Origin of the sequence: Pseudomonas sp. CFBP 8772 (assembly GCF_014841665.1) — a bacterium.
Classification (GTDB): domain Bacteria; phylum Pseudomonadota; class Gammaproteobacteria; order Pseudomonadales; family Pseudomonadaceae; genus Aquipseudomonas; species Aquipseudomonas graminis_B.
The window spans coordinates 58,644-84,101 of the sequence record NZ_JACYUI010000012.1 but is presented as its reverse complement, the minus strand read 5'-3'; the positions used below and the strand labels follow the sequence as shown (position 1 = coordinate 84,101).

At 60.2% G+C, this 25,458-nt stretch carries 24 protein-coding genes; 13 read left to right on the top strand and 11 right to left on the bottom strand.

Annotated features, from left to right (window positions below; translation table 11 throughout):
• Positions 1 to 59 precede the first annotated feature (59 nt).
• The 5 genes from IFT99_RS21335 to IFT99_RS21315 all read left to right on the top strand — a co-directional run bounded on the left by IFT99_RS21335 (position 60) and on the right by IFT99_RS21315 (position 6,521).
• Positions 60 to 356, top strand: coding sequence for a pyrroloquinoline quinone biosynthesis protein PqqE (locus IFT99_RS21335; protein WP_065991303.1), 297 nt, complete (start codon positions 60 to 62; stop codon positions 354 to 356).
• A gap of 348 nt (positions 357 to 704) precedes the next feature.
• Positions 705 to 2,510, top strand: a complete 1,806-nt coding sequence (locus IFT99_RS21330) for a phenylacyl-CoA dehydrogenase (RefSeq protein WP_192134928.1) — start codon at positions 705 to 707, stop codon at positions 2,508 to 2,510.
• Positions 2,511 to 2,688: 178 nt separating this feature from the next.
• A complete protein-coding gene (locus IFT99_RS21325) occupies positions 2,689 to 3,984 on the top strand; it encodes a GGDEF domain-containing protein (RefSeq protein ID WP_192134926.1) in 1,296 nt (431 codons plus the stop codon).
• Between the two features lie 223 nt (positions 3,985 to 4,207).
• On the top strand, positions 4,208 to 5,986 hold the full coding sequence (locus IFT99_RS21320; RefSeq protein ID WP_192134924.1) for an acyl-CoA dehydrogenase C-terminal domain-containing protein: 1,779 nt from the start codon (positions 4,208 to 4,210) through the stop codon (positions 5,984 to 5,986).
• A gap of 373 nt (positions 5,987 to 6,359) precedes the next feature.
• Complete coding sequence (locus IFT99_RS21315) at positions 6,360 to 6,521, top strand: YqaE/Pmp3 family membrane protein (protein WP_037019089.1); 162 nt, start codon at positions 6,360 to 6,362, stop codon at positions 6,519 to 6,521.
• Between the two features lie 492 nt (positions 6,522 to 7,013).
• Here IFT99_RS21315 and IFT99_RS21310 read toward each other — a convergent pair whose 3' ends face one another.
• The 10 genes from IFT99_RS21310 to IFT99_RS21265 form a co-directional block, all read right to left on the bottom strand.
• Positions 7,014 to 8,840 carry a S9 family peptidase gene (locus tag IFT99_RS21310; protein ID WP_192134922.1) on the bottom strand — a complete coding sequence of 609 codons (1,827 nt, stop codon included), beginning with the start codon at positions 8,838 to 8,840 and terminating at the stop codon, positions 7,014 to 7,016.
• Positions 8,806 to 9,993, bottom strand: a complete 1,188-nt coding sequence (pqqE, locus tag IFT99_RS21305; protein ID WP_192134920.1) for a pyrroloquinoline quinone biosynthesis protein PqqE — start codon at positions 9,991 to 9,993, stop codon at positions 8,806 to 8,808. The genes IFT99_RS21310 and pqqE overlap by 35 nt, the downstream gene beginning before the upstream one ends.
• Positions 9,965 to 10,240: a pyrroloquinoline quinone biosynthesis peptide chaperone PqqD gene (gene pqqD, locus IFT99_RS21300; RefSeq protein WP_065991309.1), complete on the bottom strand. Its 276-nt coding sequence runs from the start codon at positions 10,238 to 10,240 to the stop codon at positions 9,965 to 9,967. The genes pqqE and pqqD overlap by 29 nt, the downstream gene beginning before the upstream one ends.
• A complete protein-coding gene (gene pqqC / locus IFT99_RS21295; protein WP_192134918.1) occupies positions 10,237 to 10,992 on the bottom strand; it encodes a pyrroloquinoline-quinone synthase PqqC in 756 nt (251 codons plus the stop codon). The genes pqqD and pqqC overlap by 4 nt, the downstream gene beginning before the upstream one ends.
• A 140-nt stretch (positions 10,993 to 11,132) precedes the next feature.
• Positions 11,133 to 12,044 carry a pyrroloquinoline quinone biosynthesis protein PqqB gene (pqqB, locus tag IFT99_RS21290; protein WP_065991311.1) on the bottom strand — a complete coding sequence of 304 codons (912 nt, stop codon included), beginning with the start codon at positions 12,042 to 12,044 and terminating at the stop codon, positions 11,133 to 11,135.
• Positions 12,045 to 12,138: 94 nt separating this feature from the next.
• Entirely contained in the window at positions 12,139 to 12,210 is a 72-nt protein-coding gene (pqqA, locus tag IFT99_RS21285; RefSeq protein WP_008365141.1) for a pyrroloquinoline quinone precursor peptide PqqA, read from the bottom strand.
• Between the two features lie 188 nt (positions 12,211 to 12,398).
• Positions 12,399 to 14,762, bottom strand: coding sequence for a pyrroloquinoline quinone biosynthesis protein PqqF (pqqF, locus tag IFT99_RS21280; RefSeq protein WP_192134916.1), 2,364 nt, complete (start codon positions 14,760 to 14,762; stop codon positions 12,399 to 12,401).
• A gap of 94 nt (positions 14,763 to 14,856) precedes the next feature.
• A complete protein-coding gene (locus IFT99_RS21275; RefSeq protein ID WP_192134914.1) occupies positions 14,857 to 15,657 on the bottom strand; it encodes a carbon-nitrogen hydrolase family protein in 801 nt (266 codons plus the stop codon).
• An 11-nt stretch (positions 15,658 to 15,668) separates the two neighbouring features.
• Positions 15,669 to 17,363 carry a flavin monoamine oxidase family protein gene (locus IFT99_RS21270; protein WP_065991313.1) on the bottom strand — a complete coding sequence of 565 codons (1,695 nt, stop codon included), beginning with the start codon at positions 17,361 to 17,363 and terminating at the stop codon, positions 15,669 to 15,671.
• A 143-nt stretch (positions 17,364 to 17,506) separates the two neighbouring features.
• On the bottom strand, positions 17,507 to 17,968 hold the full coding sequence (locus IFT99_RS21265; protein ID WP_065991314.1) for an Lrp/AsnC family transcriptional regulator: 462 nt from the start codon (positions 17,966 to 17,968) through the stop codon (positions 17,507 to 17,509).
• Between the two features lie 247 nt (positions 17,969 to 18,215).
• Between IFT99_RS21265 and ppk2 the strand changes: the two genes are divergently transcribed.
• Positions 18,216 to 19,127: a polyphosphate kinase 2 gene (gene ppk2 / locus IFT99_RS21260; protein WP_074886916.1), complete on the top strand. Its 912-nt coding sequence runs from the start codon at positions 18,216 to 18,218 to the stop codon at positions 19,125 to 19,127.
• Between the two features lie 36 nt (positions 19,128 to 19,163).
• On the opposite strand, the gene IFT99_RS21255 is transcribed toward ppk2, so the two are convergent.
• On the bottom strand, positions 19,164 to 20,210 hold the full coding sequence (locus IFT99_RS21255) for an FUSC family protein (protein WP_065991316.1): 1,047 nt from the start codon (positions 20,208 to 20,210) through the stop codon (positions 19,164 to 19,166).
• Positions 20,211 to 20,377: 167 nt separating this feature from the next.
• On the opposite strand from IFT99_RS21255, the gene IFT99_RS21250 reads away from it, so the two are divergent.
• The 7 genes from IFT99_RS21250 (at position 20,378) to IFT99_RS21220 (ending at position 25,444) form a co-directional block, all read left to right on the top strand.
• Positions 20,378 to 20,998: a YjfI family protein gene (locus tag IFT99_RS21250; RefSeq protein WP_192135077.1), complete on the top strand. Its 621-nt coding sequence runs from the start codon at positions 20,378 to 20,380 to the stop codon at positions 20,996 to 20,998.
• Between the two features lie 15 nt (positions 20,999 to 21,013).
• Complete coding sequence (locus tag IFT99_RS21245) at positions 21,014 to 21,721, top strand: PspA/IM30 family protein (protein ID WP_065991318.1); 708 nt, start codon at positions 21,014 to 21,016, stop codon at positions 21,719 to 21,721.
• Positions 21,722 to 21,798: 77 nt separating this feature from the next.
• Positions 21,799 to 22,362 (top strand): rhomboid family intramembrane serine protease, encoded by a 564-nt coding sequence (locus IFT99_RS21240; RefSeq protein WP_192134912.1) that lies wholly within the window; start codon positions 21,799 to 21,801, stop codon positions 22,360 to 22,362.
• Positions 22,363 to 22,412: 50 nt separating this feature from the next.
• Complete coding sequence (locus IFT99_RS21235; RefSeq protein WP_065991320.1) at positions 22,413 to 23,081, top strand: DUF2491 family protein; 669 nt, start codon at positions 22,413 to 22,415, stop codon at positions 23,079 to 23,081.
• Between the two features lie 13 nt (positions 23,082 to 23,094).
• Positions 23,095 to 23,520 (top strand): DUF350 domain-containing protein, encoded by a 426-nt coding sequence (locus IFT99_RS21230; RefSeq protein ID WP_122536533.1) that lies wholly within the window; start codon positions 23,095 to 23,097, stop codon positions 23,518 to 23,520.
• Positions 23,521 to 23,546: 26 nt separating this feature from the next.
• Complete coding sequence (locus IFT99_RS21225; RefSeq protein WP_192134905.1) at positions 23,547 to 24,272, top strand: DUF1190 domain-containing protein; 726 nt, start codon at positions 23,547 to 23,549, stop codon at positions 24,270 to 24,272.
• Positions 24,273 to 24,286: 14 nt separating this feature from the next.
• A complete protein-coding gene (locus IFT99_RS21220; protein ID WP_192134903.1) occupies positions 24,287 to 25,444 on the top strand; it encodes a glutathionylspermidine synthase family protein in 1,158 nt (385 codons plus the stop codon).
• Positions 25,445 to 25,458 lie beyond the last annotated feature (14 nt).

Below are 25,458 nucleotides of genomic sequence, written 5' to 3'. Positions count from 1 at the left end.
TAATCCAGGCGCTTTGCTGCTTTAATCGCTGTGTTCGCTATGAACAGAGGATCGTGCTCATGCAAATCTCACTGAACAACACGCTGTACCCGGGCCTCAGCGCCATGCAGGTCGGGCAGAACCGTGTCGATCAGGCTGCGACGCAACTGGCCAGCCCCGCGACCGAGGTGTCAGGGCGCAGTCAGTCTTCGGATTTCCAGCTTGAGCGTCTGCGCTCCGTCGATCGTCCGCAACGTTCCGACATGGCCACTAATGTGGTGGAACTGACCCAAGGCCGGATTCAAGTCCAGGCAGGCGTCAAAGTTGAAAAAGCCAGCGATGAAATGCTCGGCACGCTGATCGACACCTTCGCCTGATTCTCTTCGCTTCGTGCGCTACGGCGCACGTTGCTGGATGCTACGCCTCTCCTGAATAACACCTCATTCACGTGCCCATTCCCCGGGCGCTTTCGCGTTTTTTATCCCGACGTTTTCTAGACTCAACGCTGCGGTCTCAACCGCCTGGCGTCGCAACCGCGCGCCTGCGGTTTGCCCGCGTCAGGTGATGAAAGGTGCCGGGCGTCGCTTGACAAGGTATAGGCGTAAACGTATGTTTCAAACACCTGTTTGATCGCCGCGTGATCCCAGACACCGGCGCCGGGGCAACGCCCCAAAGTGACCGCACGGTCATCCAATTCCAGGATTCACCAGCAGAGGTTTATCGCTATGCCTGACTACAAGGCCCCCTTGCGTGATATTCGCTTCGTCCGTGACGAGCTGCTCGGCTACGAAGCGCACTATCAGAGTCTGCCAGCATGCCAGGACGCCACGCCTGACATGGTTGACGCCATTCTCGAGGAAGGCGCCAAGTTTTGTGAGCAGGTCCTGGCCCCGCTGAACCGTGTGGGTGACACCGAAGGCTGTACTTGGAGCGAGTCCGGCGTAAAAACGCCGACCGGTTTCAAGGAAGCCTACAAACAGTTCGTCGAAGGCGGCTGGCCGAGCCTGGCCCACGACGTCGCTCATGGCGGTCAGGGTCTGCCCGAGTCGCTGGGTCTGGCGGTCAGTGAAATGGTCGGCGAAGCCAACTGGTCGTGGGGCATGTACCCAGGCCTGTCGCACGGTGCGATGAACACCATCTCCGAGCACGGCACCCCTGAGCAGCAAGACGCTTACCTGACCAAACTGGTTTCCGGCGAGTGGACCGGCACCATGTGCCTGACCGAACCTCACTGCGGTACTGACCTGGGCATGCTGCGCACCAAGGCCGAGCCTCAGGCTGACGGTTCGTACAAAGTATCCGGTACCAAGATCTTCATTTCCGCTGGCGAACACGACATGGCCGATAACATCGTCCACATCGTGCTGGCCCGCCTGCCCGATGCGCCTGCTGGCACCAAAGGCATTTCCCTGTTCATCGTGCCGAAGTTCGTGCCGGCCGCTGATGGCAGCGTCGGCGAGCGCAACGCAGTCAACTGCGGCTCGCTCGAACACAAGATGGGCATTCACGGCAACGCCACCTGCGTGATGAACTTCGACGGGGCAACCGGTTTCCTGATCGGCCCGCCGAACAAAGGCCTGAACTGCATGTTCACGTTCATGAACACCGCACGTCTGGGCACGGCGCTGCAAGGTCTGGCCCACGCCGAGATCGGTTTCCAGGGCGGCCTGAAATACGCCCGTGAGCGTCTGCAGATGCGTTCCCTGACTGGCCCGAAAGCGCCCGAGAAAGCCGCTGACCCGATCATCGTTCACCCGGACGTACGTCGCATGCTGCTGACCATGAAGGCCTTCGCCGAGGGGACTCGCGCGATGGTGTACTTCACCGCCAAGCAGGTCGACATCGCCAAGTACAGCGACGACGCCGAAGCCAAGAAGCAAGCTGACGGCCTGCTGGCCTTCATGACGCCGATCGCCAAGGCGTTCATGACCGAAGTCGGTTTTGAATCTGCCAACCACGGCGTGCAGGTCTACGGCGGCCACGGCTTCATCGCCGAGTGGGGCATGGAGCAGAACGTTCGCGACGCCCGTATTGCCATGCTGTACGAAGGCACCACGGGTATTCAGGCGCTCGACCTGCTGGGTCGTAAAGTGCTGATGACTCAGGGCGAGGCGCTCAAGGGCTTCACCAAGATCGTCCACAAGTTCTGCCAGTCGCAGGAAGGCAATGAAGCGATCAGCGAATTCGTGGCGCCGCTCGCTGCGCTGAATAAGGAGTGGGGTGAGCTGACCATGAAGGTCGGTATGGCGGCCATGAAAGACCGTGAAGAAGTCGGCGCCGCGTCGGTGGACTACCTGATGTATTCCGGTTATGCCTGCCTGGCGTATTTCTGGGCTGACATGGCCCGTGTTGCAGCCGAGAAACTCGCGTCCGGCACCGGCGAAGAAGCCTTTTACACCGCCAAGCTGCAGACGGCGCGCTTCTACTTCCAGCGCATCCTGCCGCGCACTCGCACTCACGTGGCAACCATGCTGTCGGGCGCGAGCAACCTGATGGACATGAACGAAGAACACTTCGGTCTGGCTTACTAAGTCAGCCCAAGCGTTTCCCTCAAGCCGCTTGCCCCCAGGGACAAGCGGTTTTTTTGTGCCTGGCTGATTTTTGTATCAGGGCCACGCACATTCTCTCTCATCCTATGCATGACGCGGCCGATACAGGCACAATGCCATTTAATCAGCACTCACATCATTCGGTGAGGAGATAGTCCTTTTGCTGCGCCCCTCTGCCCCACGGCTCAGTCATTTTTTACCCTCTCTGGCCTTGCTGGTTGCCGGACTGGCGGCCGCGTACGTGAAAGACCTCAACGTCTTCTTCACCTCACTTTTCAACGTGCTGCCCACCCTCGTGCTGTTGCTGGGTGGTGCGTACTGCGGGGTGTACAAGCGACAGCGTGAGCTGTTCCTGATGATCACCGTGTACATCGCCTATTTCCTCCTCGACACACAGACCGACTACTACCGCGATTACGGCAAGGTCCGAGAAGACGCCGCCGTGGTGTTTCATCTGTGTTGCCTCTTGCTCCCGGTCATGTTTGGTCTGTTTGCGGCCTGGGAAGAGCGGACCCATCTGTTTCAGGACCTGGTTGCACGGTTGGCCGTTCTGGTCGCGGTAGGCAGCGTTGCCCTGGGTCTCGAACAGAGCTTTCCCGCCGGGCTGCTGGCCTGGCTCGCCGACATCCGCTGGCCAGCGCTTCACGGTGAATGGATGAGCCTGATTCAGCTGTCCTACGTGACCTTTCTCATTGCGTTCGCCGTGCTCATCACGCAGTACCTCTATAAGCCGCGGCCCCTGCATGCGGCTCAACTGGTGGGGTTGCTCGGGATGTTCTGGGCGTTACCGAAGACCTTCATCCTGCCCTTCACCCTGAACATCATGTGCAGCCAGGTGATGTTGATGATTGCGGCGGCGGTCGCCCACGAGGCCTATCAAATGGCTTTCCGTGACGAACTGACCGGGCTGCCAGGCCGACGCGCGCTCAATGAGCGGATGCAGCGACTGGGGCGCAATTACGTGCTGGCGATGAGCGACGTCGATCATTTCAAGAAATTCAACGACACCCACGGCCACGATGTCGGCGATCAGGTGCTGCGTCTGGTGGCCAGCAAACTGTCGAAGATCACCAATGGCGGCGGGCGCGCCTATCGTTATGGTGGCGAAGAGTTTGCCATCGTGTTTGCCGGCAAAACCCTCGAAGAATGCATGCCGCACCTTGAGGTCATCCGCGAAACCATTGCCAGTTATCAGATTCAGCTGCGCAATCAGGACAATCGTCCGAATGATGATCTGCAAGGGCGTCAGCGTCGGGCGGGGTCCCAGGCTTCAGCGGTGTCGGTCACGGTCAGCATCGGCGTGGCGGAGCGTCTGCCGGAGCACCGCAATCCGGAAGAAGTCCTTAAATCCGCCGATCAGGCGCTGTATGCCGCCAAAGGCGCCGGGCGTAATTGCGTCATCAGTCACTTGCAGACCAGCAAGCGTGGCGCTGTGCGCATGGCTTCCGCCGGCTAAAACCTACTCTTTTCCACCTCAGGACGAACGCACACGCCGTCGTGCGCGGGCATGAGCCTGACTGTCGCTTGCGCGTGACCGAATCTTTGATAATAGTCACGTGTTGACCCTATGTGTCGCAAATGGTGTTCATGTACACTCGTTCCATTGACACATCGGCGCCGCACTTTCTCTGCTGTGCCGCTCCTCCCCCGAGTTCTTTGCCGCTGAAACGAGGTTTGCCATGGCTGACTACAAAGCGCCCTTGCGCGATATGCGCTTCGTCCTCAATGAAGTGTTCGAAGTCTCCCGACTTTGGGCCACGCTGCCCGAATTGTCCGAAACCGTGGACGCCGAGACCGTCGAGGCGATTCTCGAAGAAGCGGGCAAAGTCACTGGCCGGTCCGTTGCACCCCTGAGTCGCGCGGCTGATGAGGAAGGCTGTCACTGGAGCGACACCGTCGTCACTACCCCGGCAGGCTTCGTTCAGGCTTACAAAACGTACGCTGAAGGTGGCTGGGTTGGCGTCGGTGGCAATCCGGAGTTCGGCGGCATGGGCATGCCCAAAGCGGTGTCTGCTCAGGTCGAGGAAATGGTCAATTCCGCAAGCCTGGCGTTCGGGCTGTACCCGATGCTGACGTCCGGCGCCTGCGTCTCGATCAACACCCACGCCAGCGAGGCGTTGAAGACCAAATATCTGCCAAACATGTACGCCGGGGTATGGGCCGGTTCGATGTGCCTGACCGAAGCCCACGCCGGCACGGACCTCGGGATTATCCGCACAAAGGCGGAGCCCCAGACCGACGGGTCTTACAAGGTCAGCGGCACGAAAATCTTTATCACCGGCGGCGAGCACGATCTCACCGAGAACATCATTCATCTCGTGCTGGCCAAACTGCCTGACGCACCGGCAGGGCCGAAGGGTATTTCGCTGTTCCTCGTGCCGAAGATCATGGTCAATGACGATGGCAGCCTCGGTGAGCGCAACACGGTGTTCTGCGGCTCCATTGAACACAAGATGGGCATTCAGGCCTCCGCCACCTGCGTGATGAATTTCGATCAAGCCGCAGGCTATCTGATCGGCGAGCCTAATAAAGGCCTCGCGGCGATGTTTACCATGATGAATTACGAGCGTCTGGGCGTCGGCATTCAGGGCCTGGCGTCCGGCGAGCGCTCGTATCAGAACGCGATCGAGTACGCCCGCGACCGTTTGCAAAGCCGTGCCCCGACGGGCGCACAGTCCAAAGACACCCTTGCCGACCCGATCATCGTTCACCCCGATGTGCGTCGCATGCTGCTGACCATGAAGGCATTGAACGAAGGCGGTCGGGCATTCTCCACGTACGTGGCCATGCAGCTGGACACCGCCAAGTACAGCGAAGACGCCGATGTGCGTCAGCGCGCCGATGCGTTGGTCGCGCTGCTGACGCCGGTCGCCAAGGCCTTCCTCACCGACATGGGCCTGGACACCACCGTGCACGGTCAGCAGGTGTTCGGCGGTCACGGCTACATTCGCGAGTGGGGTCAGGAACAACTGGTACGTGACGTGCGCATCACCCAGATCTACGAAGGCACCAACGGCATTCAGGCACTGGACTTGATGGGCCGTAAGGTGGTCGCCAGCGGAGGGGCTTACTACAAGCTGTTCTCCGACGAAATCCGTCAATTCATCGCTTCGTCTGACAGCTCGCAGGCAGAATTCACCAAGCCGTTGGCCGCAGCCCTGACCACACTGGACGAATTGACCGACTGGGTACTGGACCGGGCTCGCAGCAACCCGAATGAAATCGGTGCTGCGTCCGTCGAGTATCTGCATGCGTTCGGATACACGGCGTACGCCTACATGTGGGCGATGATGGCAAAAGCCGCATGGGGTAAAGAGGCTCAGGAAGATTTCTACGCCAGCAAGCTGGGCACTGCGCGGTTCTATTTCGCGCGTCTGCTGCCACGCATTCAGTCCCTTTCGGCTTCCGTTAGAGCGGGCAGCGAGTCGCTGTACCTGTTGGAGGCGTCACAGTTCTGACACCCGGAAAAGGATGTAAGCATTTGCTTACATGACGTGATGGCAATCGGCTCTATCGCTCCAGTGGATCCAAGTTTAATCTACACACATGGACGTCGCGAAGGATGCGCAAACAGATAACAGGGACACGTAAGGGATTGCCTGCCAGGATGGCGGGAAGAAATGGAAGTCATGGGAAACAGTCTGGAAAACCTCGCTTAGGCGGGGTTTTCTTTTTTCTGCGTTCCGAAAAAATGCATTGCCGTCCGCCGCTTCGCTTGATGTGGCTGCAGGGAGGTCATGGCTTGATGATAGGCGCTGCGGAACCCCTATAGCGACCCAGGGTCGATTAGCTGTGCGGCCCCCATTGGGCCATTAATCAGGAGCTCCACCCATGGACATCATTCGCATCATCATCGCCATCCTGCTGCCACCCCTGGGCGTGTTCCTGCAAGTCGGCTTCGCCGGCGCTTTCTGGCTGAACATTCTGCTGACCCTGCTGGGCTACATCCCGGGGATCATCCACGCGATCTACATCATTGTCAGTCGCAAGTAACCCGACCCCGGCCAACACCACGCTTCCTGTCTCAGGTCAGCTGACATAGAGTCCGACGTTGGACTTTATGATCAGGAAGCTCAGGGATGGACGTTGTTTTGGGATTGCTCGCCGCTCTGTTCTGGGGCGGCACAGATGTTCGGGTAGGGCTCAACGCCTTCCTGCGACTTGTAGGACCGGCTTTAGCCGGGAAGGCTTCAATCGCCACACCGCAAATTGATCGTTGCATCCACCGACCTCTTCCCGGCTGAAGCCGGTCCTACCAGGCGACTGCCTACACCTGTGAAGCTGGCGATGCCCCACAGAAATGTAGCGTGTATCGCAATACCCCGTGGGAGCGAGCTTGCTCGCGAAGGGGCCAGGACTTTTTGAAGGGGACTGATTTATTTACAACGCTTCACCGTAAATTAATCTGTCCCCGTATCAGCTCACTGGCCAATTCCCGGCTAAAGCCCGTCCTACCGGAATCCGCGGGAGCTGAACAACCTCAAATCACCCATCAATCACCTTCCGGTAGAACGCCCACTCGGTTTCCAGTGCATGGGCCAGGTTGGCGGCTTTGCGGAAGCCGTGGCGTTCGTCAGGGTAGAAATGCCCTTCCGCCGGGATGCCGTTTTCCAGTAGCGCATTGAGCATGTCGCGGGTCTGGGCGGGGACGACGACTGCGTCGAGTTCGCCCTGAAAAAAGATCACCGGGACCTTTATCTGGTCGGCATGCAGCAGCGGCGTGCGCGCCCGGTAACGGGCCATATCGACGTCGGGGTCGCCGATCAGCCAGTCCAGGTAATCCGCTTCGAACTTGTGCGTGGCTTGCGCCAGCGCCAGCGGGTCGCTCACCCCATACAGGCTCGCCCCTGCGCGGAACACATCCTTGAATGCCAATGCGCACAGCGTCGTATACCCGCCTGCACTGCCGCCCCGGATGAACGCATTTGCCGGATCGATCAGGCCCTGATTGCCCAGGTATTCAACCACTGCGCAAGCGTCTTCGACATCGACAACGCCCCATTCCAGAAACAGCGCCTGACGATAGGCGCGGCCGTAACCGGTGCTGCCGCGATAGTTGAGGTCGGCGACGGCGAAGCCCCGTTGCGTCCAGAACTGAATGCGCGGGTCCAGCGCGGGGTAGCAGGCGGAGGTCGGGCCGCCGTGTATAAACACCACGAGCGGCGGCTTGTCGTCGCCATTCATGGCCGGGTAGAAATACCCGTGCGCCTCGCCGGCCCCACTTGGATAACGCAAGGTCTGCGGCTGGCTGATGCGCTCGACGGGAAGGGGGCTGACCCCGCCGGCCAGCACCTGAACGCACTTGTCAGCACGACCGATGGCAATGACAGCAGAAGGGCTGACGGGCGACGCCGCGATGCAATAGAGGTAGTCCGCGTCCACCGCGAGGCTTTTGAAGCGGCTGTAGTCGCCGCTGAAATCTTCAACTGAACCCTGCGCCGAGCGCACGCCGAGCAGGCCTTTGCCGTCCTCGAACCAGGCGGCGAGGTACGCGCCCTCGCTCAGCGGCGCCCAGGTCGACGCGCCCAGTTGCCACGGCGCCGAAGCGTGGTCGGCAGCGGCGGTGGGCAGCGCCTCAAAACCATCCAGCGTCTCTACCCACGGCTGCCAGAATCCGGCGCGGTCGGTCAGGCAATACAAGCGGCCCGCGTCATCAAAGCGGGGTTGCTGCAGCGACTCCAGCCCCAGCCCGCCCGCGAGGCAGTGCGGCCGGCCCCACGCGAGATCGGCCTGGCGTTCGACGCTCATCAGTCGGGTGGACGTCCACGGCTGGTGGGGCCGCCACCACTCTATCCAGACCAGGCGATTGCCATCCGGGCTGACGGTGGGAGATGCATAGAAGTCTGCGCCTTCGGCCAGCACATGGCGGCGGCCATCGGCGACGTCGATCGCGACCAGCCGATGAGTATCCTTATCCTCCTCGACCGCCAGAATCTGCCCACGCGCATAGCGGACATCTCCGAAGAGCTTGTCGCCCTGGGTCAGGGGGTGAGGGGTTTGGGAGTCGAAGGACTGGAGGTAAATCTGCTGGTCCGCTTCGTTGACGAACACCACGGCATCGTCAGTCAGGCAGAACGACCCGCCGCCATACTCATACACCCGGCTGCGCACGCTGAAACCTTCGGGCGTCAGGCAAGCGGCCGCGCCGTCGTGCCAGCGCCAGACGCGCGTCGCGGCATCCTGCGGGCGGAATTCACTCCAGAAAAGCCCCGCAGGGCTGACGGCGAGTTCGGCGAAATCGGTGCCTGCCGCCACAGCCTGAGCGGCGGAAAGGAGGTCAGGACTTGGCGATGAGGCGTGAGTTTCGTTCATTGCGGAAGGCCAGTTGCTCGATAGTCTGGCTAGCATACTCGGCTTCATCACGGGCCTGGGTGATCAAGTGATGCTGCGGCGACTTGCTGCACACCGGGTCCGTGTTGCTCGCATCGCCGGTGAGCATGAACGCCTGGCAGCGGCAGCCCCCGAAGTCTTTTTCCTTCTCGTCGCAGGAGCGGCAAGGCTCTGGCATCCACTCGTAACCACGAAAGCGATTGAAGCCGAACGACTCATACCAGATGTGCTGCATCGTGTGATCGCGCACATTGGGGAACTGGATCGGCATCTGCCGCGCCCCATGGCACGGCAGCGCAGTGCCATCCGGCGTCACGGTCAGGAACAGATTGCCCCAGCCGTTCATGCAGGCTTTTGGACGCTCTTCGTAGTAATCGGGGGTGACGAAGATCAGCTTCACCGGGTGATTTTCAGCGGCGAGCTTGGCCCGATACTCGTTGGTGATGCGTTCGGCGCGCACAAGTTGGTCTTTGGTCGGCAGCAAGCCCACCCGATTCAAGTGTGCCCAGCCGTAGAACTGACAGGTCGCCAGCTCCACGAAATCCGCTTCCAGCGCCACGCAGAGCTCGATGATCTTGTCGATCTTGTCGATGTTGTGCCGGTGGGTCACGAAGTTGAGGACCATTGGATAGCCATGCTTTTTCACGGCGCGGGCCATTTCCAGCTTCTGCGCGAAGGCCTTTTTCGAGCCGGCGAGCATGTTGTTCACTTGCTCGTCGCTGGCCTGGAAACTGATCTGGATGTGGTCCAGCCCGGCTTCCTTGAAGTCGATAATCTTCTGCTCGGTCAGGCCGATGCCGGAGGTAATCAGGTTGGTGTAGAAGCCCAGCCGTCGCGCTTCGGCGATCAGCTCGGCCAGATCCTGACGCACCAATGGCTCGCCACCCGAGAAGCCGATCTGCGCCGCGCCCATTTGCCGGGCTTCGGCCATGACTTTGAACCACTGCTCGGTGCTCAATTCCTGACCCTGCTTGGCGAAATCCAGCGGGTTGGAGCAATACGGGCATTGCAACGGGCAGCGATAGGTCAGCTCGGCGAGCAGCCACAGCGGCAGCCCGACCGGGGGCGTGGGCGGGATGTAGACATCGGACTGAGCGTTCACTGAGTCAGGCAAATTCGATCCAGAGCTCTGCACGGGCGACCTCCATGAATTGCTCGACGTCAGTGCCGAGCTCGGGAACGCCGGGGAATTTTTCGTCAAGCAGCGCAATGATGGCGCCGACGCTGCGCTGACCGTCAATCAGGCCGCCAATCGCGCTTGCGCTGTCGTTGAGCTTGATCATGCCCTCGGGGTAGAGCAGCACGTGACCGTTTTGCGCGGGCTCGAACTGGAAACGATAACCGCGGCGCCAGCTGGGCACCTGCTCACGATTGAAGCTCATAGGGCGATTCCTTTGTGCCAGACGCGTTGGTCGGTCACGCTGTGATAGGGCGGGCGCTTCAGCTCGTAGGCCATGCTCATGGCATCAAGCATGCTCCACAAAATATCGAGTTTGAACTGCAGAATTTCCAGCATGCGCTCCTGGCCTTCCCGCGTGGTGTAGTGCTGCAGCGTGATCGCCAGACCATGCTCGACGTCGCGGCGCGCCTGACCCAGGCGGGTGCGGAAGTATTCGTAACCGGTCGGGTCGATCCATGGGTAGTGCTGCGGCCAGCTGTCCAAACGCGACTGATGGATCTGCGGCGCGAACAGCTCGGTCAGCGAACTGCTCGCCGCTTCCTGCCAATTGGCGCGACGGGCGAAGTTGACGTAGGCATCGACGGCAAATCGTACGCCGGGCAGAACGAGTTCCTGCGAGCGCAGCTGGTCAGGATCCAGGCCCACGGCTTGACCCAGACGCAACCAGGCTTCGATGCCGCCGTCTTCGCCGGGTGCGCCGTCATGGTCGAGCAAGCGCTGAATCCACTCGCGGCGGATTTCCCGGTCCGGGCAGTTGGCCAGGATCGCAGCGTCCTTTAGCGGGATATTCACCTGATAGTAAAACCGGTTGGCGACCCAGCCCTGAATCTGCTCGCGGGTCGCGCGCCCTTCGTACATCGCCACATGGAAAGGGTGATAGATGTGGTAATACGCGCCCTTGGCGCGCAGGGCCTGTTCGAATTCAGCAGGGGACAGCGGCGTTGCATCGTTCATGTCGGCAGTTCTCGTCAAGAATTTCCGCAGATCCCGTGGGAGTGAGCTTGCTCACGAGTGCGATCTACCTGTGCCGGATAGGCTGGCTGACCTGACACCTTCATGAGTAAACCTGGCCCCACAGTCGGCTAATTAGCGTTTTAAAGCTCGATGCTCATCCCATCGAACGCCACTTCGACGTTCCGCCGCGCCAGTTCAGCGCGCTCGGGCGAGTCTTCGTCGAGGATCGGGTTGGTATTGTTGATGTGGATAAGCACCTTGCGCTGTTGCGGCAGCTTTTCCAGCACTTCGAGCATGCCGCCGGGGCCGTTTTGCGCCAGATGACCCATCTCCGTCCCTGTACGGGTGCCGACGCCACGGCGCTGCATTTCATCGTCATCCCACATTGTGCCGTCAACCAACAGGCAGTCGGCGCCGCTCATTTTCTCCATGAGGGCATCATCGACTTTGCCCAGGCCCGGCGCGTAGAACAGTTTGCCGCCCGTGCTCAGGTCCTCGACCATCAAGCCGATGTTATCGCCCGGGTGTGGGTCGAATCGGTGAGGCGAGTAGGGCGGTGCCGCACTGCGCAGTGGAAATGGCGTAAAGCGCAGATTCGGGCAGGCCGGAATCACAAAGCTGCCTTCCAGCTCGATGCGATTCCAGGCCAGGCCGCCGTTCCAGTGTTTGAGCATGTTGAACAGCGGGAAACCCGTGCTCAGGTCCTCGTGGACCATGTCCGTGCACCAGACCTGATGCGGGCAGCCTTCACGCAGGCTCAGCAGACCGGTGGTGTGGTCGATCTGGCTGTCCATCAGAATGATCGCGCTGATCCCGGTATCGCGCAGGCCGCGATTGGGCTGCATCGGCGCGAACCCCTGGAGCTGGGCGCGGATGTCGGGAGAGGCGTTGCACAAGATCCAGTTCACGCCGTCGTCCGACAGCGCGATGGACGACTGGGTGCGCGCGTGGGCCCGCAAGCTGCCATCGCGAAAGCCAGCGCAATTGGCGCAGTTGCAGTTCCACTGAGGGAAACCACCGCCGGCGGCGGAACCGAGAATCTGGATGTGCATGTAAACCCCGTAGCGACGGGCCAGGCCGGCCCTGAAATCAGAATCGCGTTAATAAAAAAGCCCCGGCGAACCGAGGCTTCTCACCGCGCAACAATCAACGGCTTGCGAAGTACATGGTGACTTCAAAGCCGATACGCAGATCAGTGTAAGCAGGTTTAGTCCACATAATTGACTCCTTCTGGGTTAGTGCAGCGGTGGGTGAGTACATTCTTTAGTGCTCCTGCGAGCGGAGACGTTCAAATGCTTAGGGGGCTATGTTACTAAAATTATCGGAAGGCCAATGATGAAATATCCGATAAAGATCCTTGCACCGCAGGCAATGATCAACTGTTTGAAGCCCGCGGCCGGGGCGGGCTAGAACGGGCCAGGGCGGTTGGAGAGGCAGAGCCGGGCGCTGTCTGGTTGTGCCAGCCGATGAGCGGCTTCGAGCAAAGCAGCGTGTTGAAGATGTGCAAGCGAATGTTGCAGGCGTGCACTGTAGTCGCTGCCGTGTCCTGCCAGATGCGCTTGCCAGAGCAGATCGGCGGCTTGTGAGTGTTCCATGTCAGCCGTTTCAAGTTGCGCCTGCAGGTTTTTTACCTGCGCGGGTAAGTCTACGGCGTTGATGAGAGTCGGCAGATCCTCGATGAATGCCTCGATATGCGCCACGAGCTGTGTCGCGTTCGCACTGGGCGATTGCACACCGAATAGAAGACCGCCCGCGCCCGCGATGTGTCGGAAACCGCTGAAAACGGCGTAGCCCAACTGCAGTTCTACCCTTAGGCGCTGGTAGAACGGCGCCTGCATCAGCTGTGCGAACAGTCGCCACGTAGCTTCGTCATCGAGAGAGTGGGAGAGCGTGGGATAGAACATCAATAGCGCAACTTCGGCAGACTCCGACGGCTCGATTTCCCACCGTGTGCCCGTAGCCAGAGGTGTTGCGTGCGCTGAAAGCTCCGGGAGACCGGGGATGCGCCGAGCGGCGTGACTCAACACGTTTCGCGCTGAGGGTGTGAAGCCCGTGGCAAACCCCGTCCAGAGCGCCTCTGCCCAGACCTGCGGCAGACCGTCAGTCTGCTGGTTGACGGCGTTGTTCAAATAATGATCAGGTAAGGTCTTCAGCAGCTGACGTATCGGGATGAGGGCCGGATCATTAGCGGGTTCACCGTAGCGCGCCAGGGTTTGCGCATCCGGCTGGACGAGCAGGCTCAGCGCCTGTTCCAGCACGATGGGCAACGGCTCCGCCAAGCCGGAGATCTTTAGCTGCCAGAATCTGCCGTAGGCACTGAAGGCCAGCGTGACCCCCGCTTGACTGGCTTGGGCCATCAGCGGTTTCAGGCTGTCTTCCAGCATCCGGGCAAGCATTGGTTGCGCAGCGGCGAGCGTCCATCGCAGGCATAAGGTCGCCTCGCCGTGTGCTGGCAGTGCTTCGCTGAATGTCAGCTTGGTTAAGGGCAAGGTCGGCGTAGTGGATGCCGTTGCGGGTTTCAGAAATGGATTGGGCTCAGGCAGCCGCCACTCAACGCTGGATGAGCCACACGCCAAGGGCTCGACTTGCGTGCGTAACAGCGCTGCGGGTGTGAGCTGGCTGAGCAGCGCATCAACCGCCTCTGTCGACAGACCCGCCGCATCAGGTTCAGCGCTGTAATACCGCGCCAGCGACAGCGCACCGCTGACGGCCAGGCGCCGCTGTTCCAGCCGTGCGTATTCTTCGATCAACTGACGGTAATGGGATTTGAAAAAGGCGAGCCAGTTGAAAACCAGTGCTGGTACATGCGATGACGCGTCGGGAGGCGTTGCAGCCAACACGAACGCGACGTCGACTAATGCCTGACCGGCAAATTCATACATGACCTCGGCCTTTAGCGACTCAATCAACCCTCGTTCGCGCACCTCCGCCACCAGCCCACCTGCTTGCCCGTCATTCATCCAGGTACAAAGAAAGGCAGCAGCCTGCTCCTGTCCGACCGGTAAACCTTCGCACGCGAAAGTCAGATGCATCCGACGCTGGTCAGCCTCACCGATTGGCTTCGGTTCATCAGTGAGCAGCGCAGGCGGTCTCTGCTGCTCAACCCGGCTGCCTTTAGCGAAAAACGCGCCAGACTGCGTTGCCAGCTCCTCCAGTTCCTCCAGCGACTGAGGCCCTGCGAGGCTCAGCGTCATCTGCCCGGCCTGATAAAACCGTCGATAGAAATCCTGCAGCGCATCCTGAAATGCCTGACGCGGAACCGGAAGACTGAAGCGATTCCCTGCATGAAACCCGCGCAGGGGATGCAAATCCGACAAGGGCTGGAGGCGTTTCAGCCGATCACGGGAGGCATTGTCCCGCGACCAGGCGATGAATTCCGCGTGCAGCACCTCCCGTTCTCGCAGCTGATCGGGAATCGTCATGCGTGGATGGGCGAGCATTTCGCACAGCCTCTCAAGACCGTCGGGGAACACGGCGCGGGGCAGTTCGATGAAGAAGTCGGTGGTGCGCTCGCGTGTGCTGGCGTTCACTTGCCCGCCATGGCGCTGCACGAACGCCATCAGTTTTTCGTCGGCCGTAAAGCGCTCGGTGCCGAGGAAGAACAGGTGCTCGAGAAAATGCGCCAGCCCCGGCCAGCGGGCCGACACATCATGACTGCCTGCCGCCACCCGCAATGCCGCAGCGCAACGCTTCAAGCGTGGTGCCGAAACAAGCACCACGTTCAAGCCATTGGGCAGGGTCAGGGATCGCTGGCTGATGGGGTTGGGCATGGCACTTGTGATGTTTGCTGACTGAGCGGCCATGCTAGCGGATAACGGGCGCTCAGGTGTGGGACGTGCGCAGTGGCGACGCTGGGCAATTACCCTACGGTTTACCTAGACCGGCATAAAACCCCGGCCGGCGATCCTTGAAATACGTATTGATCGCCTGCGATTCGCTCATCGCTTCACGATCCAGGTCCGCGATCACCAGCGCCTCATCCCGACCGGCAAGCCCGATTTGCCGACCGTCAGGCGCACAGATGCTGCTCAAACCGCAGTAATGGATCTCGCCCTCACTGCCGCAGTAATTGGCATAAACCAGGTAGCACTGGTTCTCGAAGGCGCGGGCCCGCACGGTGACTTCCGCGACGAAATCGTAGGGCGCCATGTTTGCTGTCGGCACGAGAATCAGGTCTGCGCCGGCCAGAGCCAGACGCCGCGTGTTCTCGGGAAACTCGACGTCGTAGCAGATCAAAAAGCCGAGCCTCCAGCCGCCGAATTCCACCACCGGGAAGTGCTCATCGCCCGCGCTGAACATCGCGTTGTCCAGGTCGCCATACAGATGGGTCTTACGGTAATTGCAGAGCCGAACACCTTGCGCGTCGATCAACTGCACGGCGTTGTAAACCTGATCGTCGCCGCTTAACTCCGGGTAGCCGTACAGAATCGCGACGCCCGTGGCCTGGGCTATCTCGGCGATCTTCAGCGCAGCCGGGCCGTCGCTCGCTTGCGCCAATTCCCGCGCCGCCTGGGCACCGATGTTGTAGCCGCTGAGAAACATCTCGGGGAAGACCAGCAGCGCCGCCCCCTGCGCCGATGCCTCGATCGCTTGGGCTTCCAGTCGCATGAGGTTGGCGCTTACGTCCAGCGGCAGCGGCGGGCATTGGTAGAGGGCGACGCGCATTTGTGGCTTCCTTATTCCGGCAAAACGATCGGGCCGATCTCGTGAAACACGTCTCCGGGGCCCGGGTTCTCGGCGTGAGTCTTACCGCCGAAGTGAGTCATGATGCCCCACACCGCGTTCAGCGAGGTCTGTACTGCGCCTTCGACCCAGGCGGGTGTCCAGGACACATCGTCACCTGCGATGAAAATGCCCCGTTGCTCGTCAGGCATTTCCTTCTGCATGAAGTGCGCGTACATCCGCTGGTTATAGCGGTAGTGGCCCGGCAGCGCGCCTTTGAAAGCGCCAAGGAAGTGCGGGTCGGATTCCCACGACACGGTGATCGGGTCTCCGATGACGCGCGCGGCGATATCGACCTTTGGGTAGATCTTTTTCAGCGCGCCGAGCGCCAGGCTGACGCGCTTTTCCACGGGATGCGGCAGCATTTTCAGCGCGTCGCTCATCCACGAGTACGACAGACAAATTACCCCCGGCTTCTCGACGCCGTTGGAATAGGTGCCGTTGTCGAACAGATAAGTGCCACGGGTCAGGCGATCCGTCAGGGTCATGCTCATGAGGTCGCGGCCGGTCTCAGGGTCTTTGTCCTTCCAGAACGGCCGGTCGACCATGACGAAGGTTTTCGACGACTGCATGTAGCGCGTGCGGTCCAGCGCCATCCACATCTTCTGTGAGAACAGCGACTCTTCGCACTCGATCTGGGTGGTCAGCAGCCAGCTCTGGCACGTGGCCAGAACCGCATCGTAATGGCGGACGTCTCCCAAGTTGTCGGTGACCGCGAACTGACCGTTGGCGGCGCGGCTGATGCCCTTGACGCCCGTGCGCGGGGCGCCCCGGTGCAGCGTCGACAGGCTGGTGCCTTCTGGCCAATGGGCGCAACGTTCAGGGGCATGGCGCCAGATGCCGATAGGGACTTGCGCGACGCCGCCGACGATCAGGTGTTGGTGATCATCGCAGTTGGTCATGACCACGCGGAAGATCTCCAGCATCGAGTTCGGGAAGTCCGAGTCCCAGCCACCGGTGCCAAAACCGACCTGACCAAACACCTCGCGGTGATAGAACGACAGCTTGGCGAAGGCTTTGGAGGTGGCGACAAAATCATAGAACGTGCGGTCGTCCCACAGCGGCACCAGCTTGTCCCACAGCTCCTTGAGCCGAGGCACGTCGCGGTCGCGGATGGCTTGCTGAATGTCGGCGAACTGCGAGCCGTCCTCCAGCGCGTCGGCCCAGGCGTCGGCGACTTCCTGAAACAGCGCAGGCAAGTCCGACAGTTTCTGTGCGTAGTGAGTGCTGCCTTCCAGGTCAATCACCGTGCTGCCGGACGCCGCCGTGAGCGGGTTGGGGAAGGGCTTGGACTCCAGGCCGAGCTTGTCGACGTAGTGATAAAAAGCGGTGGATGACACCGGGAAGCGCATGCCGCCGAGTTCGGCAATGATGCCTTCAGCACCTTCAAACTGCTGCGAACGCAGACGGCCGCCCATTTTGGAGGCTTCATAAACGACAGGTTTGAGGCCCAGCTTCATCAGCTCATATGCCGCCACCAGCCCCGCGATGCCGGCGCCGACGATGGCCACCTCTTTGCCGAGGTTTTCCGTAGGAATGCTGCCCAGGCCTGCCGGGTGCTCAATCCAGTCATCGAAGGCGAACGGGAAGTCCGGGCCGAAAATCGTGATCGGTTTTTTTCCGTCGGCGGGGTGGCGATTGTTCTTCATGACTGACCTTGTTCGACTGGGGCGCGAAAGTGGACAAGTCTAGATAACAGTTGGGACGTTAATAAGACGCAGAGTGTCGTCGTTGTGTCGAGAATGCCGTCAAAGTGACGGGGTAGCTCGTCACATTGTTATAAGTTGCCCATTCAGGATGGCTGCCCGCGGTCGATCTTGCTGCTCAGGATGATCGATGTGGTGGTCTTCTCGACGCCATCGACACTCCCGATCAGATCGAGCAACTGGTCCAGCTGCTCCGGCGAGTCCGTGCGCAGCCACGCGACGTAATCGAACTCGCCACTCACGGCGCACAACTGTTGCACCTGCGCGAGCGCGCTCAGCCGCCGCAACACTTCCTTGCCAGAGCGAGGTTGCACGGTGATCCCGACATAGGCCTGCAGCCCGCCATCCACCAGCCGCTGACCCAGACGCACGCCATAGCCGGTGATGATTTTGGCTTTCTCCAGGCGCGCCAGTCGCGAGGTCACGGTCGTGCGCGCGATGCCCAATTGCCGGGCCAGATTGGCGACCGGTTCCCGGGCATTGATTTGCAGCGCTGCGATCAGTTTGCGATCGATGTCATCGAGCGCTGGGGGGCGGGTGTCAGGCAAGGCGGATCTCCTTCGGCAAGCGAGGCATGTTAGGAGATTCCTTAGGGGTTTGGGTGATATTCGAATCCCAAAGCGACGCGAAACCCTAGGCATTCTGCGTCGATCGTCCATCGGGGATGGGCGTCAGAGAACCTGCGTCGGTCATGTGGGACTTTTCCGCGCTGTAAGGCTTTTGTCATTCTTCTGTCACCCCCGGCATGCCTAAATTCTCTCCCCATCCCTATGAATCCACGCCGGGAGCCCCGTCATGACTCTGGATTTCTCCGAAACCGCCCGCTACATCCAGGCCGATATCCTCGACAGCTTCGACGAAGAACTGGAAATGGAGTACGACGACGCGCGCCTGGACGGCTTGTTGGCTGACTTGGGTGAGGAGGTGCCCAAAGGGATTGATCGCCGCCTGTACTTCCGCGAGCTGCTGCGTCTGCAAGGCGAGTTGGTCAAACTGCAGGATTGGGTGGTGAGCCAGAAGCTCAAGGTGGTCGTGCTGTTCGAAGGCCGGGATGCGGCAGGCAAGGGCGGTGCGATCAAGCGCATCACTCAGCGCCTCAACCCACGGGTCTGTCGCGTGGCTGCACTGACCGCGCCAAGTGAACGCGAGCGCACGCAGTGGTACTTCCAGCGCTATGTCGCGCACCTCCCAGCCGCTGGCGAAATGGTGCTGTTCGACCGCAGTTGGTACAACCGGGCCGGGGTCGAGCGGGTCATGGGCTTCTGCAATGACGAGGAGTACGAAGAGTTTTTCCGCACCGTCCCCGAGTTCGAAAAGATGCTGGTGCGCTCGGGCATCATCCTGATCAAGTACTGGTTCTCCATCACCGACGACGAGCAGTACCGGCGCTTTCTGATGCGCATTCATGACCCGCTGAAACAGTGGAAGCTCTCGCCTATGGACCTTGAGTCCCGCCGTCGCTGGGAGGACTACACCAACGCGAAAGAAGAAATGCTCACCCGTTCCCACACTGACGTCGCGCCATGGTGGATCGTCGAGGCCGACGACAAGAAACGCGCCCGCCTGAACTGTATTCATCACCTGCTGGAGCAGATCCCGCGCGGGGATACCGAGACACCGCAAGTGGTGCTGCCGGAGCGCGAGTACAACGCCAATTACCTGCGCGCCCCAGTACCGCGTGAGATGGTTGTTCCGCCGGTTTATTGATCCTCCACCGGTTTTTGATCACCGTGCTGGCGTGGTTCAGATTTTCCACGCCGGCGCAGTTTTCGCCAGTCGTTGCTGTAGGCTTTCAAGATTCTGCGTGAACTGGCGGGTCATCAGCTGATAACCGAGCACCTCGGTAGAGGCGGTTGGAACGTCGGGCCCGACGGTCAAGCTCTCGGTCGGGCGCTGCAAACGCTCGGTCGCACCGGTCTGCAGCGCGCGGGCCATGCCGATCAACATGCGACGAATCCGCCGTTGCTCCGCCGTCACGCCCGTGCTGCCAGCGTCTGCCGGACGCAGATTCGACAGAATCTCGAGGATGCTCAGGCACATGCGGAAATGGCTCTGAATGGCGTCCAACTCAACGATCGAAATTTTCACTTCCTTGGACACCGACGGCATCAGCGAACGCAACTGCAACAGCGTTGCGCCCATTCGCGCGGTCAGCTTCACATGCTCATCTGCGGTCATGGACTGCCCGCTGGCGATCCGGTCGTAGGCCAGGGCACAGTCACGCAATCCATTCGCCAGGTTGTAGCGCCACGAATACACGGCGTACAGCGGGAGTGCGAACGAGAACGCCAGGGCGAGGGCGATGCCGATCAGGATGTCCACTGTTCGCCACAACCCGTCCGTGATCGGGTTGTCACCGTGGCCCGCCACGATGAACAGCGTGATCGCCGACAACAGCGCCGTGTAACCGCCCTTGCCGATGGCGTGATACGCAAAAAAGCCGCAGATCAGCGACATAACCACGTACGTCAGCAACGGCATGCCCAGATAGCTTTCCTGCGCCACCATCGCCAGGCCCAGCGCCGCGCCAATCAATGTCCCGTACGCGCGCTCCACCGATTTTTTGCCGATATTGCCGTGGTGCTGCAACCCGCCAATCACGATCAGCATGGTCACCGACGCCCACTCACCGTGGGGCAGATGAAAACCTGTCGTCAGAAGAATCGACACCAGCAGTCCGACCACGATTCGGCCGGCGTGAATGTAGCGCGCATGGCGATAGCGGCGGTATGGATCCAGAAGCGGACGCAGGGCGCGGCGAAGCCAGGAGGGTAGGGAGGCTGAGTTCATGGGGTTACAGACCATGGAGAAGATGAATATATCCGAAGCCTGGCAAATGCTGCGCGTCACCTCCGGTGTGCACTCATTCACAAAGTCATCACATGTGAGATGTTGCGTATCCGGATGCTTGCGCGTAGGGTGCGTTGCTATCACATGTGATGTTCGGGAAAACTTCAATGGCTCGGAAAACTTCAACCGACTACATGCGCGAGATGCGCGCTCGGCTGACGGCTGCCGGGTACGTGAAACGAGAGCTGTACGTGCTTCCCGAAAACGCGGAAGTATTGAGAGACATCGAAAAAGTGCTGCGCCAGCCCTACTTGGGTAACCGGATCAAACTGGAGGGATTCATGACTGAGAACACCAATTGGACGATCAACACACTTCACTCGGCGTTCGCCGAGCTGGACGTTGTGAAAGACAAAGATATCGAGCTGACCCTCATTCAAGGCGCCGAGCGAAGTCTGAGCCTGGTGATGAACCAGTTCGGCGGCTTGCCCATCATCATTGCCATTGCGGGCGACCAGATCCTGGTTGATTCCGTGCTGGTGTACGCCTCCGAGGTGAAAGACCCGGCGGCTTTTAACGACGCTGTGTTGCGCAGCCGGGAGCTGTTCCCGCTGTCGTCGATCGGCATCGAGACCCTGCCGAACGGCGAAACCTTTTACAACATGTTTGGCGCACTGAGCGCAGCCTCTTCGTTGACGGTCGTCGTCCACGAGGTGCTCACCCTGGCAGAAAACGTGATTCATGCGGCCGACGCCTACGAAGATTTTCTTAAAGTTGATTCACAGTAATCGGGAGACACATCAATGAGCCTTTGGAAAAAAATGGTCACAGCGTTGCGTGGTGGGGCTTCCGAGGTGGGTGAAGCCATCGTCGATGCCCAGGCACTGCGAATCCTCGATCAGGAAATCCGTGACGCCGACGCCTCCATGCTCGCGGCGCGCAACCAGCTGATCCAGATCAAAGCCAAGCACAAGCTCTCGCTCCAGCGCGTTGAAGAGCACGACAAGAACATCGCCAACTGGGAGCAGAAAGCGCTCGCGGCGATGAACAAAGGCGAAGAAGCCCTTGCCCTCGAGTGTGCCGAGAAAGTGGCCGAGCTGACGGCTCTGCGCGATCAGGAGAAACTGGCGGCCGATCAGTTTGGCGTCCACGTGGCGAAACTGACCGCACAGGTCATCAAAGCCGAAAGCCAGATCAAAGGCCTGCGTCAGCAGACCGACATGGCCAAGGCCCGCGACAGCGTGCAAAAGGCACAGATCAACGCGGCGGCTGCGACCGGCGGTGCCAATGGCCGACTCGAAACCGCAGTGGGTTCGCTGGCACGTATCAAGCAGCGTCAGGATGAACAGGACGCGAGACTTGAAGCGGCCGACGAGCTGGCCGAGGCTGCCAATGGCGGCGATCTGGAGCGTCGTCTTCAGGATGCCGGGATCGGCGCTAAAACAGGCGGTGCAGCGGACGTTTTGGCCCGCTTGAAAGCGCAAAGCCAGAGCGGTAACGCTGGGCAATAAGCACCGTTAAACAGAGGCAGCCGGATATCCGGCTGCCTTTTTTCGGTTTCGATTTTTCGGGTTTCAGCGGTGTGCAGATGAATATCGGAAATGGACTACGGACGATACTCTGCCTCGCCGCTTTGATGATCGTTGTGCAGATGGTTAACTCCCTGACCGCCAACAGCCTGCTGTCCCACGGCCTGGTGCCTAGAACGTTTTCCGGACTGCAAGGCATCCTGTTTTCTCCGTTTCTGCATGGTTCGGTCCGTCACCTGCTGAGCAATCTCCTGCCTTTTGTGGTGCTGAGCTGGCTGGTCGCAACCGAGGGGCTTCAGCGTTACATTCGCGTTGCACTGCTCATCACTGTGCTGGGAGGCCTGATGGTTTGGGTGATTGGCAGACCTGTCATCCATGTGGGCGCCAGCGGCCTGATATTTGGCTTGTGGGCGTATTTGCTGGCCCGCGGCTGGTATCAGCGCAGTCTGGCGAGTTTCGCGATCGCACTGGTGACCCTGCTGGGCTACAGCGGATTGATTTTCGGCTTCATTCCGGTGCCGGGCGTATCGATTGAGTCACACCTGTGTGGCGCGCTTGCCGGTATCGTGACGGCCTGGTTAATGCACTCACGGCAGCTTCTTGAGCGAAGCCCCGTGAAGTGAAGGGCAGAACTTTTTCAGATCGCTTCGGCGCGAATTCAAGGAGATGAAACATGAGCTGGATCAAACGCGCATTAGGCCTGGAGTCGCCCATTCCACCGGCCGGCTCCAATCCTCTCGGCAATTCGGCCTTGGCTAATCCGTTCGGGCTGGCTACCGGGCGGATGATGGACCTCGACGACTCGCTCAAGCTGATGCTCGACGGCCATTCGGAACTGGTGGTCCCCAACGAAGAAGTTGTCTGGTCAGTGGGTCAGGTCGACCTGGGGCAATCGGTTCGTCTGGTGCGCTTCTACTTCGAGGACGAAGATTACTGGCTGCAGGTCATGATGAACGGGCCTGCCGCTGAAGACGTCCAGGACATCATCCTGTTCGGCTACAGCAGCGCCGTCACGATCAATAGCGAGGCGGAGCTCAAGCGTCTGGTGGGGCCTGCGTCCAAAGTCGGTCTGCCGATATTCGAGCATGACGGCTGGGAATACGGGCGTCAGTGGGGCACGGAAGAGGGTCAGACCGAGCTCACGCCCATGGACGAGCAGGTTGTCAGTCCTGACGGTGCTTACCGCATCAAGCACCTGAGCATGTTGTACGCGCGGGACACCGGGTTGGTGGATCGTCGCGAGTTTCTGCTGCTGTCGGTCGAGGAAGACGAGGAGGGCGTTGTTTCCTTCACCACGTCGGTCGGCGTGACCCTGCAGTCCACTGATTTCACCGTCATTTAAAAGGAAGTAAAAAATGCTTGAAGCGCTTCGTATGTCCGTCAGCTTCCAGTCGTTGCTGAGTTTTGTTGTCTACATCATTGTGGCCGGCGGGTTGTTCGCGTTGTTTCAGATGGCCTACACGCGTCTGACGCCGCACAAGGAGTTCGCCCAGATTCGTGAGGGCAATGTAGCTGCGGCTGTCGCTTTGGGCGGCGCACTCATCGGTTTCGCCCTGCCTGCCAGCAACGTCATCACCTACAGCATCAGCGTACTGGATGTGGTGATCTGGGCAGTCATTGCGGCTGTCGTACAGTTGCTGGCCTTCACCGCCACCAGCATGGTGCTCAAGGATCTTTCCGCACGTATTACCCGAGGCGAGCTAGCCGCGGCCATCTACGCCGCCAGCGTCTCGATCAGTGTCGGTTTTCTCAACTCGGCCTGCATGACGCCGTCGACCTGATCGCCCGTTATCGAAAGGAGTTATCGATGAGACGTAGTTCCCTCAAGCTGGTCCTGGCCAGCACCCTGCCGCTGGCGATCAGCGCGTGCAGCAAATCCGACACCGTAGAGGTTTCCGCTCAGCAGACCTACCCTTCGGTTCAGGCCTGCGTGGATCAGAAAGTCCCGGTCGACATCTGCTCGGACGCTTACATGAGCGCGCTGGCGGAGCACCGCCGCGTAGCCCCGACCTACGACGACAAGACGGCTTGCGAAGCAGATTTCGTCCCTGATTACTGCCAGCAGAATGCCGATGGCAAGTTCACGCCCAAGCTCGGCGGTTTCCAGCTGGAAGTTTCCGGGGAGCTTCCCAAGTCTCAGGTCGACGCAGCGAAGGCACAGGCTGACCAGTCCGGCGGTGGCGGTGGCGGCTTTGGTTCCGGGGTGAACGGATTCCTGATGGGCATGCTGGTCAGCAACATGGTTAACGGATTCACCGGTGGTGGCGGTCGTTACTACGCCCAGCCCATCTATCAGGAGCGTGACTCGCGGGGTGGATATGGGTATTCCACACTGTCGCGCCAGATCGAACGGGGCAAAACCTTCGGCAACTCCACCCAGGCGCGAAGCAGCTCGACCGGGACTTACAGCAAAAGCACCCTTGGTCGTAACTCCGCTGTCTCGTCGTCGGTTTCCCGTGGCGGTTTCGGCAGCCAGGCCACTGCTCGCAGCGGTTGGGGTGGCAAAAGCAGCGGCTCAAGCTTCGGCGGATAACAGGGACGTTACCCATGAAAAGGATCAGCATCCAGGAACGTCCTGACTGGCGCCAGACAGCCGAGCGTGAAGGGTTCAACTTTCACACCATCGACGGTGAGCGCTATTGGGATGAGCGGGCCTACTACCAGTTCACCGAAGCGCAGATCACGCGCGACATCGAAGCGCCGACCCAGGAGCTTCATGCCATGTGCCTGGACGTCGTGGAAAAGGTCGTCGAGAGTGAAGAACTGCTGACCCGGCTGGCCATTCCACAGGCGTTCTTCGATCTGGTCCGCTCCTCGTGGAAGGAAGGCCACCCGCATTTATACGGACGTTTTGATTTCAGCTATGACGGTGTGAACTCGGCCAAGCTGCTGGAAGCCAACATGGACACCCCTACGTCAGCATATGAAGCGGGCGCGTTCCAGCTCATCTGGCTTGAAGAGCAGATCCAGCGCGGCGTATTGCCAGCCCACGCTTCGCAGTTCAACTCGATGGCGGAGGACCTGGTACGAGCGTTTGCGGCGATCAGAGAAGGCGGGCCTTTCTACTTCTCGTGCATGTCAGGCTCCATCGAAGACAGGGGCACGACTGAGTTCCTGCGCAAAATGGCCGAGCACGCCGGCATCGAAACCCGCCACATCGACATCGAAGACATCGGCCTGAATGCCCACGGCAGATTCGTCGATCTCGAAGGCCGCTGGATCGAACGCCTCTTCAAGCTGCACGCCTGGGAGCATGTGTTCCATGAGCCCCACGGCCAAGCCATCCCGCAGTGCGACACGCAATTCATCGAGCCGGCCTGGAAGGCGATCATTTCGAACAAAGGCATCCTGCCGTTGCTGTGGGAATTCAACGAAGGGCACCCCAATCTGCTGCCGTCCTTCGTCGACCAGAACCCGCAATCCGCAGTGCCGAAGGGCTGGGTGCGCAAGCCGTACTTTTCCCGCGAAGGCGCCAACATCGAAATCCGCACCCCGACCGACCAGGTCATCTTCGAAGATGGGCCTTACAACGATGCCCCCTACATCCTGCAAGCTTTCGCACCGTTGCCTCGCTTTGGCGACAGCTACACGCTGATCGGATCGTGGGTGGTGGGGGATACGGCTTCGGGGATCGGGATTCGTGAAGATGACAGTTTGATCACCAAGGACAGCAGCCGGTTTTTGCCGCATGTGGTGATTGATTGAGGTTGTGATGAGGC